Origin of the sequence: Sedimentitalea xiamensis (assembly GCF_030164465.1) — a bacterium.
Classification (GTDB): Bacteria; Pseudomonadota; Alphaproteobacteria; order Rhodobacterales; family Rhodobacteraceae; genus Sedimentitalea; species Sedimentitalea xiamensis.
On record NZ_JASNJE010000054.1, the window covers coordinates 1 to 12270 of the forward strand.

A 12270-nucleotide genomic window follows, 5' to 3' on the forward strand; every position below is an offset into this window, starting at 1 on the left:
ACCCTGTCTCAGGTTTAAGGGCAAGAATATCGGAATTAAAGGCAAAATCTCATATTTAAGGGCAAAGGACAGCCGTTGATTTCGTTGGATTTCTCATCTCACAATTAAGGGCTACGCGACAGGCCCATTCATTCACGACTTCCAATGCCCCGGACGCCATCAAACCGTGCGAGGCACAGATCTTCTCGAACTCGGTTTCAGACCAATGCTCCCGATTAACCAGTTCGAAAACGAGGGCGCCGTGTTTCGGGTCAAGCCCCGCCAACTGGCTTTGGTTGGCAGGCGCGGAGGCACCACTTTCTTCCTCTTCGACATCGAAAATCTGACCGAGGACGGACGATACGCGCTCGGTATCCGAACGGATTGCTGCGATCCGCGACGCGTCGAGTTTGGGTCCGCTGGCTTTTTCAAGCGCGGGTATCGCTTCGCCCGGGCGACCCGGTTGCGACGCACGAACAGTGCGAGGACCATCCGCAACTTCGCCAGCATGCAGGTCGGAGTAGGCAAGCGCAGGATCAAGGCCCAAAGCCTTGTAGATCTTCTCGATGCTTGCGACTTCGTCGGAGTGAATAATGCCATCGGCATATGCTGCACCAACCAGCGCTGCCCGCATGGCGGGCTGGCTGTCTTGGCCCACCTCCTTCAGTTTGCGCCGCAGAAGCGTCATGTCCGGTGGCACGGCCAGGAACCATTCAAGGTTTGCACGCAGCCTGCGGCGTTCCTGATCGCTGAGGGCCGCGGCAGAAACTTGCTCTTCCAGCGCCCTGCGTTCAGGCTCCGCGATGCGACCATCCGCATGGGCGACGAACGACCCAAGTGCCAATTCGATCAAGGCGCTTCGATAGCTTTCGGAAACTTCCTCCAGTCTTTCGATGGGTTCGCCCAGGCTGAACAGCACAACAGGCTCCTCCGCCTTGGGCGACCGGAGCGCAAACCGAGGGTCGGGCGCCAGACCGAAACCGAGGCGCGCGAGCGCGTCGGCCGCTCCTGTCATCTGCCGTTTCCCGATCTTCTCGTTCGTTTCTCCCTCCAGACGTCCGATCACCTCCTCAAGCGGCACCAATCCCCCCCGATCGACGATATCGCTTGCCCAAGATTTCAAGCGGTCCATTTCCTCTGATGGGAAGGCATCCCACAGTTCAGAAGGCAGCAAGGCATGCGCTTCCACGCTTCCGCGGCCATCAGGATTTCGGCCCAGAAAGCGACTGAGCTTGTCGAGAACGTTCATCACCTCGTCTGCCAACTCCTGGGCAATCTCGACCGGTTTGCGCAGGCCGGAAATATCGGGGACCGGCTTGCCGTCGACGGTTGGGTTGGCGGACCCCTGAAACTCGCTGGAGGCGGCCAGATAGGATGCCGTGAGTGATTTCCGGGGTTTGGTCACTTTGAGCCCATCAGGAAAACGCCGATCAAACCGCATGCGGAAAAGAGCGACGAACTCGTCACGGCACCGTGTCGCCGGAGTTCTCAGATTTGTTTCCGGATGGCAGATGAACCAACTCAGCAACCAGTCAGCCGTCAGGTTCTCGCCTTTGTCGATCCGAGCTCCGATTGCGTATTTGAGTGAGAACGGCAGTTCCCAGCCCTGCTTCTCGAAAATCGGCTCGATAGCGTCGAGATCGGTTTCGGCAAGCATCGCAATGTCGAGGAACTCACCCAGATAGCGTCTGACCGAATGGTTGTCAGGGTAAAGTGACTGCAGCCGCCGAACTTCCTGGACGATATCCTTGGCATCTTCGTTGGACTGATCGACGAAGAAGCGACGCTCCAAACCATAAAAGTACAGAAACATGTAGCCGGGGTTGTAGGAGGCATCGTTTCGCCCGCTGGCCAACCAATCGAGGTAGGTCGCCCGGCACTGAGGTGAGATATCCGAGTACCCCGGCCAGTAGGGCATACCTTCACCATCTTTGTCGGCTCCAGAGCGCGCGACCGACAGGGACGGATCGATATAGGCTCGGCATTTGTCACGATACCCGTAGGTGTTCAACAAGGGAGGCGTGCCGACATAGACCATCCCGCCGATGTTGCGGCCGGCCACGCTGGCTGTTTCGTTAGACGGGACCCACCCGCTTCTCGTTGAATGCACTGACTTGGTCGAGACCACTTGATCAGCTGCCCGCTTTTCAGCCGCAGCCTTTGAAACTCGAACGATCTGGGCATAGTCATTCTTTGGGGGTGTATAGGCTCGCACGACTGTGGGCGCATTGGGAACATTGGCTTCGCGAGCTCGTTCGCGCTCACGCTCGATACGCTTGTCGTTGGCAATTGGGCGCGGCGCCGACTCGGGTCGAGATGTTCGGGTTTCGGAACTTCCCTCGGCTTGCGCCTTTGCAGCGACTTTCCGCGATCTCCGTTTTTCTTGCCACCAGACCAGAATGACGGGAACACCGAATGCAAACAGCATCTGGCCGCCAACCGGCCAACCCTGAAGCATTGTGGTCACCACGATCATGCATAAGAAAAAATACAGGACGAGAAAGAATGTAATTCGGAAAAACTTGAGTATTGAAGACATTATCGGAACCCTTTCCGAACCACACTATTTTGGATGCCCATCATTGCAACGACTATCGCAATGATTGAATGCGCTTTTGATGCGTCGACGTTCTTCGGTCCGGTTCGATCGACGATCTAACGCAGGTTCACTCCTTCCAGATCATTTGGTTTCAGCCGATAGCGGATTACGTTGCCTTCATGGAGCCCCGCGATCTGCTCACGAACGTAAGCGACAACATCCGCTCGATCAGCATCGGGCACGCCAGCAGCCAAAGCCATCTCATCAACCGCATCGTTTCGGAACTCCTTGAATTCGAGAACGCAACGCCGGACCGCGGCGCGAACGAATTCCCGATAGGCAAGAGCAGCTTTTTCCGGGCTCTGCACCTCAGCGCGGAGAATTCGGTACTTTTCGGCGGAAGCCAAGTACGCGTCTATGTAGACCTCGCGCACCAGCGCGACGTTGTTCAGTTCATAGACCCCGATGAGCCCGTCGATATAATCGCTGTCGTCCATCGTCGTGAACGACATCGGCGCAAGGTCCGACTTCAGAAGCGGGATGTTCGAGGCCACGCGCGAGGTTCGCTTGTTGACGTCGGCAAAGGCCTGAAGGTACGGGATGTGCACCAGGAGGAAAAAGGACTGCTCGAACGGATCGGTGATCTGCGCAGCCTTGTGCAGCAGGATGTCGAACTCCTCTGCGATCGTGACCGCATCGTCGAGCGGTCGATAGCTCGAGTGCGAGATCCCGACCGGCATCGCTCTCAACCGGCCCGACATCGCAGGGTCCGCCAGAAGACCATCCGAGAGCAGCGCGTGAATCGCGAACAGATCCGGACGCCGAAGCCCGATCTCATCGAGATTGTCGACGACATACTGGATGGCTTCCTTGTGGTTAAGGATCATCAGGGCTTCTTTTCGATCCTTTCCCGCAGCTTCTTCGCCAAACCTGATCAGTCGCTCGGTCTGCAGAATGTCGTAGGTGTTCCCCTCCATCCTGGACGATGCCCAACTGAGATCGACAAGAAGCTGTTCAAGGATCCGGCGCGCGTATGTTCCGGCCGGAATTGCGCCGCCCTGCGGACGGCCAGCCCCCAACAGTCTTTCGCGGTCAGGTGCGGACAGATACCAGGTCTTTCCCGGGACGTATGCGTCGAGAAACTCCGGACGATAGGACACCGGCGCTCGCCTGTTGTACGGTGTCGACAAATGCGCCCGAATGACCGCTCCACCGGCGATCCTGTATCCCGTCGCCCTGCCCTTGCCGGATACCTCGAGGCGACCTTCCTCCACCATGCGCTTTAAGAGACGCCATACGGTGGTTTCGCTCACACCCCTCGCAACGCCCTTCCGGATGGCATCGCGTCCGGCGCCTGGGTTCTCGCCGACAAAGTCGAGAATGTCTTGATCCGACAAGGCCATGAAACGATATCCCGCAAGTGTGAAACGATTAGGATATTCATACACCTACATTTTTCCTCGGCGCAAGTTTTCGTTTCACGGGTTTTGCAACGATTCAGGTGTCAAGAGGCAAAAGCCAACTTCGTCAAAAAGACGAAACGATTATCACCTTGAAATTGTGAGAATTTCCGGGTCCCCACATGAATCGTTGCACTGCAGATGAAACGATAAACAGAACGACCGAATTTGCGTGAGGCACCGGCAACGGAGACCGACAAGATATGAGGCTGCGGGTGAAAAAAGAAAGTCATCTCAGAGCTTTATCGCACAACGAGATCGGCAACGCGTTACCCGAAATCGACTTTTGGTACTTCGCCCACAACCCCCGCATCCTCCAACTGCTCCCGATCGGGAAGATCGCGCAGGCTCTCCAACCCGAATGCGACGAGGAAGTGCTCGGTCGTCACGAAGGTATAGGGCGCCCCCCGCTGCGGGGACCGCGGGCCGGTCCCGATCAGGTCGCGCGCATGCAGTCGCCCGATCAGGTCACGGCTGATTTCCTTGCCGAAGATGTCCTTCAACCCCTCGCGGGTGATCGGCTGGTGATAGGCGATAGCGGCCAGGACCGCGACGTCGAATTCACTCAAGTCCAGCAGTTGGTCGCCGACATCTGCCGCAGCGCGGATCGCGGGCGCGTAGGCGGGTCGCGTCCGGAACATCCAGCCGCTGGCGACCTGGGCAATCTCGAAGGCTCGCCCCTCCAGATCGGCGACAAGGTCCTCGACCAGCAGGTCAATCGACGCCCCCTGCCCCACCACACGGGTGAGGTCTTCGCGCGACACCGGCGAGGCGGAGGCAAAGAGGACTGCCTCGATTCGGCGCATCCATTCCCGCCAGCGCAGCTCCGGAGGCAGGTCGGACAACTCGCGATCAAGCTCCGGTTCGGATCTGTCCTTGGCCATCGCTCAGACCCCGTAGAGCCGGAAGGTGTCGCGACCCGTCAATTCGCGCACGGCGCCGAGCTCGACCAGCCGGTCGCAGAGCCGCCTCGCGGCGCGATCCGGCAAAGGCAAGGCCGAAGGCGCCACGGAATCGCGGGTCAGGAACATCTCGACCGCGTCCCCGGCCCCCTTGGCCCGAAGCTTTGGCGCGACAGCCGTCAGATGCGCCGCCCGACGCGCGAGGTCGGCGGCCTGCCGCACGGCCTCGATCGCCGGAGAGATGAGTGCCCGATGACTGGCCAAGCGCAAGTCGTCGCCTTGCTTGCGCAGGTCCGCGCGTTTCAGACCCGCGGCCAGCAGCGGCACGAGATGCTCCCAGCCAAGCGCCTGCGAGAGCGCCGCATCCGCGAGGATCAGCGCTGCTTCGTCTGCACGTGGCGCCTCGCGCAGGACGGCTTCCAGCGCCATCGCGGCCCGGGTCACCGGCGCCCCTTTCCCAGCATCAAGCCACGCGGCAATCTGGCCCGGCTCGAAGCTCGGCAAGACCCGACCCAGAGCCTTGATCGACACAGGCCGCTCCACCGCGCGACGCCAGGTAAGGTAGGTTTCGCCGGCCGGTCCGGGTAGGTCGCCGGGGCGCAGCAGGTGCACCGTGTCACGCAGCTCCCCTGCCCGCTCCGGTCGCCCCGAAACCGCGACACAAGCCTCCGCCGCGCGCAGCGCGAGCCGATCCCGCAACAAAGCTTGGGGCACCGCCACGCGTCCCAACACAAGATGCAGGTGGTGCAACGCAGCGCCCGACAAAAACGCAACATCTTCAAGGGTTTCAGCGCGAGCGGAGGTGACCCAGGCGGGCATCCCGGGTAGCGTGTCGTTGTCGCTGATGTGATCTGGCCGGGCAAATGTCATGCCCAGATCCTACACTCGCACGGCGCTTTTCACCAGAAAATAACATATAAACCGCCCTGCCTTGCCGATCACATTTATGTCCAATAAGTTTGCATTATCGGACGTAAATGGGATGCCCTGAAGCATACAGAATCCGACGAATAGACCTACCAAAATCGACGCTCCGGAGTCCCTTGAAACTGAGATTTCGAGCTCAACGCCTCATGTCGCGCCGTACGATAATTAGCTTCGTCGTTTGTTGGCAAGTCGTCTCGATATACGCTACCTCTCGCTATGCTCGAACGCGCATTTCTCGAGGGATATCTGACATGAGCCAACAGAACGACGGAGACGAGAGAGCCGCTCCGGACGGGGACTCGATCGCCCTGCCCGCCCATGTCGCCGGGTCGGGAACCCTCGATCGGCTGGTCGACGCGGCTCGCGACTACGCCAAGGCCTCGACGGCCGACAACACGAACAAGGCTTATGCCGCGGACTGGAAGCACTTCACGCGCTGGTGCAGGCTGAAGGGGACCGACCCCCTGCCCCCGTCACCGGAAATGATCGGCCTTTACCTGACCGATCTCGCTGCACCAAGCGGCAAGGCCCCTGCCCTCTCGGTTGGAACGATCGACCGCCGCCTGTCGGGCCTCACCTGGAATTACGTGCGGCGCGGCTTTGCGCTGGATCGCAAGAACCGCCACATCGCGACGGTGATGGCGGGGATCAAGCGCAAGCATGTGCGTCCGCCGGTGCAGAAGGAAGCGATCCTGGCAGAAGACATCCTCGCGATGGTTGCCACCCTGTCCTATGATCTGCGAGGATTGCGCGACCGGGCGATCCTGCTTCTGGGCTATTCAGGCGGGCTTCGTAGGTCCGAGATCGTCGGGCTGGACGTCCACAAAGACGACACGCCGGAGTCCGGCGGCTGGATCGAGATCTTCGACAAGGGCGCCCTGCTCACCCTCAACGCCAAGACCGGCTGGCGTGAAGTCGAGATCGGCCGGGGTTCCAAGAATCAGACCTGTCCTGTGTATGCGCTCGAACAATGGTTGCACTTCGCGAAGATCGATTTCGGCCCGGTCTTCGTCGGCACCTCACGAGATGGTAAACGCGCCTCGGAAACGCGGCTGAACGACAAACATGTCGCACGCCTTGTCAAGCGCACGATCCTGAACGCCGGCATCCGATCCGACCTGCCCGAGAAAGAGCGGCTGGCGCTGTTCTCCGGTCACTCGCTGCGTGCCGGCCTCGCCAGCTCTGCGGAAGTCGACGAGCGCTACGTGCAGAAGCAGCTCGGACATGCCTCGGCCGAGATGACCCGGAGCTACCAGCGTCGTCGCGATCGGTTCCGCGTGAACCTGACCAAGGCTGCCGGCCTCTGACCCCCTGTCCAGTAGTATCTCCGGTTACTGGTGCATCGGTCTTCTCTGCACTCTCGCATTCGGCTCGAACGCGAAGAACCGCTCCTCTTTGGCTACGAAAACTGGAAGTGCTGTATCACGCAGATAGCCACCTGGTGAGGAAACTTCGCCCGCGCAATGCTTCCCGCAGCGCCAGGGTGCGGTGCGCCGTCAACTCCATGACCAGCCGCTCAGGCAAGGGCTTCAATGCACCATCGTCCTCGTCTTCGGGCGCGTTCGCGCCAGCCGTCGCAGGCCATGGCTATAGCCATAGGGCAGATCGAACGAGACCTCGATCCATTTCCAACCTTCGGTCGCGATTGCTTCGGCTTCAGCCTGGAGCTTCTCGCTGACCAGACGATCGAGCAGGGCAGGGTCTTCCAGCCAGCCGCCATCGTCGCCCTGGAAGAGGTCGTGCAACATGGTGCCGCCAGCAGCCTCATAGGCCTCGACGCCGACAAGGACGGCACGACGATCGGATGCCCGCACCGAAGTTTCCGTCAGCATGCGTCGGATCTGATAAGGCTCCTTGTTCCAGGACGATCGGATCGCCTCCCAGACCTGAATCTGGCGCTCATGATTCGGATTGACCGTGAAGGCCATCAGCTGCTCCAGCGTCATCTCGTCCTCGGCATAGATCTCGAGTAGGGCAGGGGCCACGGCGGCGAGTTTGAGGCGCTGCTTGACCACCTGCGGCGTGACGAAGAAGGCGGCTGCGATATCTTCATCGCCTTGACCCTTCTCTCGCAGAGCAACGAAGGCGCGGAACTGGTCGAGCGGATGCAGTGCTGCGCGCTGCATGTTCTCAGCGAGCGAGTCGTCTTCGGCGAGGATGGTGGAATTGGCATCCCGTACGATGCAGGGAAGGGCGTCGTCTTGGCCAGACGTTTCTGTTTCACCAAGAGCGACAGGGCTTGGAAGCGCCGGCCGCCAGCGAGGATTTCGAACTTACCGGTCTCGGACCCATCATCAGCCAGAACGGGCCGGACGCTCAGGCTCTGCAGCAACCCGCGGCGGACGATGTCTTCGGCCAGTTCCTCGATGGAGATGCCGGCCTTGATGCGCCGAACGTTGGACTGGCTCAGCACAAGCTTGTCGAAGGGAATGTCCCGGGAAGGGGACAGGGTGACTTTCTGGGCAGATTTCGCCATCAGATCTTCTCCACGACCGGCGCCGGAAGCCACTCTCCCGATCTCACTTCCCGTCATCCTTTTCACAGCACTTCTCTACCTCTCAATGTGTCCACCGCGGTGGACGTCATGCAGTAGCTGCCTCAGAACGAGAAAGTCTCTCCAACAAGAGCGATGGATTGAAGTCAGTTTCTCTGCGACCGAGTGTGATGCTGTGGAAGTACGCTCCAAGGTTTCGGATACGGTTGCTCATCTGGAGAATTATGAAGATAGCGCACGATGCTTTCTGTGAGCCAATTTTCTTAGCCGCGCTTTCGAAGGTGCTTTCGTGGATTCCCATCATAGGAGCGAGTGTTCTGGCATGGCTTTCGACATCGTGCCAGTTTCTAAGTGAGTTCGCCGCGAACGATGTGGCTTGGTCACAAACGGTCGTGAGTGTTCGCAAGGGAAGTGTTTCGCTGTCGGTCCCGCTTTCTAAATCTTTTTGTTCTTTTTTAGACTTAGAATGGTGCCGGACAGTTTGCCCGTCATTGGCGGGCAGTTTCAGTGTTTCTGGTGCGTCCACCGCGGTGGACATCTGTTTGCATTGAGCTTCCAGTTCGTCGAGCAAGGCACGATACTCCGTGATCGAGAGCTTCCTCCGAAGAACTCGGCGTACCTGATGAGTGAGTTCGTTCTCGGGGTCAGCTTCGTCGATCTGCGCAAGTCTGGTCAGGATTTGCTTTCGCAAGAATACGCGATCCCGACGTGCCTTTTCCATCTCTTGAGCCGCTGCAATGAGTTCGCTGGTCCGCGCCAGCAATGGAGCAAGCGACAAGCCATAGCTAATGGATTGACCTTCGGACGACTTCACTCGGTATCTTTTGCGATTTGGGCTGTCGTGGCGCTTCATGAAACCGAGTTCAATAAAGCGATCGATGTGCCTACGGAGGGTTCGTTCATCGATCCCGCCAACTCGACGGCAGATCTCGTCGTTGGAAGCGAACACCGTGTCTCCGTGCCCAGGCTTGAGAAAACTCAGCATCGCCTGGAGCGTTTGAACATGTCCTGGACGGAGACCGAACAGGCTGCGAGTGTCTCTGAGCGCGCGGAAGACTGCCCAGATGTCGGTTTCAGGTGTGGACGTGGCGGGGGTGCCCTTGCCGACGCCAAAGGTCTGAACGGAAAGCTTTGTGAATGCCATGTTTGTTGAACGACGACCGTTGCGGCCCACAACTTCCCCAGCTCTTCTCGCTGTTTTTGGCGAGAAAAGGCAACAAAAAGACGTCCACCGAATCGGTGACTCTTGACCGGTATGTCGGAGACTGCTACATCACAGGTGCTAATCAGATGATGAGGGCTCTCCGGGGGAAACCTTGGGGGGCTCTTTTCTTTTTGGTCTTCGCCTTTCTCCTCTGCTCGTGTTTTTGGTTATGACCGGGGATCAGCTCCCCGAGCCTCTCTCATTCTGCCATTGTTCAAAAAGCTGTCGCAGCGTGGTTTCCGCGCGCTCTTCGAGCCATTGGCCGAATTCCGGGTTGTCCTTGCGGGTGATCTTGATAACGATCGACTTGCCATCGACTGAAAGTGTGCCGACAGGGCTACCACTTTTGTCCTTTACCACGGTCGTTTGGCCACGGGCGCTTTGGTTGGCTGCGCCACGCGCCTTGCTGGAGCAAGCGACGTAGACGGCTTGAAACTTGTCCGAGCTTGGAGTGGTGTCAGGCAGAGAGGCAAGTGTCTCACGGGCAATGTCAACAAGCGGAACCTTCTCTGAGAGTGCAGCCAGATCACCCCATTGGCGTCGACCTACGCCATGAGCCGGGCCGATAAGCCGGACGAGCTCGTCAGGCAGCTGCTCGATGACTACACGATGGTTCGACACACCTTGCCGGGTGAGGCCTAGAGCGTCCTGAATGACGCCGGGCTTGTAACCGGCCTCTTGCATCTCTTTGATAAAAAGAGATTTTTCAATGAAGGATGGATCCAGCCGCAGGTTGTTTTCCTGACCTTGCGCGATCAGTGAAGCATCGTCATCGAGCGTTCGAACGATTGCTTTGACGGTTCCACCAACTCTTCGAATGGCTGCAAGTCTGCGACGACCGTAGATGATGCGGTATCGATCCGGTTGGTCAGAAGGGCGAACCATGATCGGCACTTGCTGACCATGCTTGCGAATGCTTTCGGCGAGATCTTCAATGCTACTATCTTCCAGGATCAGGCGATCCCGGAGACCATCCATATCGATCCGGTCGGGCTCGATATCTCGGATTGAGTTGGCAGTGATCTCCCGCAGAGAGTCCCGCAATCCGCCAACCGAGCCAGGTAGCTTCGTGGATTTGACCGGGGCAGGGGAGGGGGCTGCCGAATCTCTCTCGTCCTTCGGAGGTTGGTTGAAGATATTTCGGGCCATCAGCGACGCCCCCATGCCATTTGGATTGTCTGCTCAAGCTCATCGGCGACGCTGTTCACGCTCGTTAAAGCCCGATCAATGGTCTTCCGAATGAGCTGGCTCGGGTCTACCTCATAGATGGTTTGCTGAGTCATGCCGGCGTCAGAAATGGCTGTCGACTTCAGCATCGGTTCAGTCATGACTTGGCCCGCAAGGATTGAACGCAGGTACCCGGCCATTTGCGTTTGTGGTCCGTCCGACGGCTCGTAGCGTGTGATCAGGAACTTTACGAAGTCCCAAGTGACATGTCGTCCAATCGCCTCTTCGACGGCTTTGACCGTTTCCGAAGCGAGTTTGAGGAACTGGCTCATCGAAGCGATGTCGAGCATGCCGGGGACGACCGTCACGAGTAAGCCCGTGGACGCTGCCAATGCTGTCAATGTCAGGAAGCCTAACTGCGGAGGGCAATCGATTAGCACGATGTCATAGTCTGAGTCGACTTCCTCTAGCGCCAGAGCAAGACGCTCTGCGAAAATCGGCTGAACCCTGCGCGCAAGGGCATTCGCTGTCTCGGTTTCGTACTCAGACAACATCAAGCCAGCCGGGACCATGTCGAGCTTGTGGAAGTATGTTTTCTGGATGACCTCCGAGAGCGGAACCTGATCATCGTATCTCAATGCGTCGTAGATTGTGCCGCCTTCGGCAAATTCGAGCTCAGGCCGGAAGCCGAAAAATGTCGTCAAACTGGCTTGCGGGTCGAGGTCCAGCACAAGCACGCGGTAGCCACGCAGGGCATACCTGTGTGCCAAATGGATCGTCGCTGTTGTCTTCGAGCTGCCGCCTTTGAAATTCACGACCGAAATTACCTGAAGACGGTCGCCGTCTCGGCGGCCAGGTCTGTACGCGTCGGCATTTTTGCCTGTCCGCGACAAAATGTTGCGGAGGTCGTCAACTTCTTCGGCCGTGTAGAACCTATGACCGCGACCGTCAGTGTGAACTTCTGGGAAGCTGCCATCTTTGTGGCGGTTACGCAGGTTCGACGTACTAACGCGCAGCAACTCGGCGACCTCGGTCGAGCTGAAGCGGCGCAAGGACTTGCGTTCTTCTGGCTCGAACGCAACTTTCATCTGCCGGTCAAGCGACTCAGCAAGACTGTCTGCGAATGCTCCGATGTCAGAAGAGCCTATGCCTTGCGCGTAGCCCGTATTTCGATCATCCATGTTCTGCCGCCTCTCATGGCCTTTGCTAAGGCTCTTTGTCGTTCTGACGGTCGAAGCCACGTCTGACGCGTTTTACCGTCAGAATGGACATGCCACGAACATCTGAGTCCGGCAAGAAGAATCTAGATGTAGTGGAAAAGTTATCCACAGCACCAATTTGGCCGCGTGGGGCCTGCGCTATATAACGCATTGATTACTAACGATAAAGATCGCGTCTGGCGAGGTTGGTATCCTTCGAGATATTTTCTGCTCGCGCCAACTAACCCCAAGGCTTTGTTGGATATTTAGGTGATTTTAGTATCCACGCTTTGGAGCAAACCCTCCGACTTCCAGTCGGAAGCGCTTCAGCGCGAAGAATCGTCGTATGATCGTATCCTCCCGAAAATGAGCCGGAGCCGGATCGGAGGCTCATTTTCG

The 12270-nt window shown here is 58.4% G+C and carries 8 protein-coding genes and 1 pseudogene; 1 reads left to right on the top strand and 8 read right to left on the bottom strand.

The genetic code is table 11. The annotated features are described in order from the left end of the window. Window positions 1–55 precede the first annotated feature (55 nt). The 4 genes from QO034_RS22380 to QO034_RS22395 all read right to left on the bottom strand — a co-directional run bounded on the left by QO034_RS22380 (window position 56) and on the right by QO034_RS22395 (window position 5750). Window positions 56–2518: a tellurite resistance TerB family protein gene (locus QO034_RS22380; RefSeq protein WP_284487729.1), complete on the bottom strand. Its 2463-nt coding sequence runs from the start codon at window positions 2516–2518 to the stop codon at window positions 56–58. Between the two features lie 116 nt (window positions 2519–2634). After that, window positions 2635–3966, bottom strand: coding sequence for a Fic family protein (locus QO034_RS22385; protein ID WP_284487730.1), 1332 nt, complete (start codon window positions 3964–3966; stop codon window positions 2635–2637). A gap of 281 nt (window positions 3967–4247) precedes the next feature. Beyond that, window positions 4248–4862 (bottom strand): SMC-Scp complex subunit ScpB, encoded by a 615-nt coding sequence (gene scpB / locus QO034_RS22390; RefSeq protein WP_284487731.1) that lies wholly within the window; start codon window positions 4860–4862, stop codon window positions 4248–4250. A 3-nt stretch (window positions 4863–4865) separates the two neighbouring features. Further along, window positions 4866–5750, bottom strand: coding sequence for a DUF1403 family protein (locus QO034_RS22395; protein ID WP_284487732.1), 885 nt, complete (start codon window positions 5748–5750; stop codon window positions 4866–4868). 308 nt (window positions 5751–6058) lie between these two features. Between QO034_RS22395 and QO034_RS22400 the strand changes: the two genes are divergently transcribed. Next, window positions 6059–7114: a tyrosine-type recombinase/integrase gene (locus QO034_RS22400; protein WP_284487733.1), complete on the top strand. Its 1056-nt coding sequence runs from the start codon at window positions 6059–6061 to the stop codon at window positions 7112–7114. Window positions 7115–7372: 258 nt separating this feature from the next. On the opposite strand, the pseudogene QO034_RS22405 reads toward QO034_RS22400, so the two are convergent. From QO034_RS22405 to repA, 4 genes and pseudogenes are all read right to left on the bottom strand, one after another. Beyond that, window positions 7373–8283 (bottom strand): annotated as a pseudogene (locus tag QO034_RS22405) (ParB/RepB/Spo0J family partition protein); the annotation flags it as partial. Between the two features lie 106 nt (window positions 8284–8389). Further along, window positions 8390–9445 (bottom strand): plasmid replication protein RepC, encoded by a 1056-nt coding sequence (gene repC, locus QO034_RS22410; RefSeq protein WP_284487734.1) that lies wholly within the window; start codon window positions 9443–9445, stop codon window positions 8390–8392. Between the two features lie 240 nt (window positions 9446–9685). Further along, window positions 9686–10654, bottom strand: coding sequence for a plasmid partitioning protein RepB (gene repB / locus QO034_RS22415; protein ID WP_284487735.1), 969 nt, complete (start codon window positions 10652–10654; stop codon window positions 9686–9688). Next, window positions 10654–11853 carry a plasmid partitioning protein RepA gene (repA, locus tag QO034_RS22420; RefSeq protein WP_284487736.1) on the bottom strand — a complete coding sequence of 400 codons (1200 nt, stop codon included), beginning with the start codon at window positions 11851–11853 and terminating at the stop codon, window positions 10654–10656. The genes repB and repA overlap by 1 nt, the downstream gene beginning before the upstream one ends. Between the last annotated feature and the right edge of the window lie 417 nt (window positions 11854–12270).

Coding starts and splice junctions, on each gene's coding strand:
- repC (WP_284487734.1), bottom strand. CDS start 9,445: ATGGCATTCACAAAGCTTTCCGTTCAGACCTTTGGCGTCGGCAAGGGC.
- QO034_RS22400 (WP_284487733.1), top strand. CDS start 6,059: ATGAGCCAACAGAACGACGGAGACGAGAGAGCCGCTCCGGACGGGGAC.
- scpB (WP_284487731.1), bottom strand. CDS start 4,862: ATGGCCAAGGACAGATCCGAACCGGAGCTTGATCGCGAGTTGTCCGAC.
- repA (WP_284487736.1), bottom strand. CDS start 11,853: ATGGATGATCGAAATACGGGCTACGCGCAAGGCATAGGCTCTTCTGAC.
- QO034_RS22395 (WP_284487732.1), bottom strand. CDS start 5,750: ATGACATTTGCCCGGCCAGATCACATCAGCGACAACGACACGCTACCC.
- QO034_RS22380 (WP_284487729.1), bottom strand. CDS start 2,518: ATGTCTTCAATACTCAAGTTTTTCCGAATTACATTCTTTCTCGTCCTG.
- repB (WP_284487735.1), bottom strand. CDS start 10,654: ATGGCCCGAAATATCTTCAACCAACCTCCGAAGGACGAGAGAGATTCG.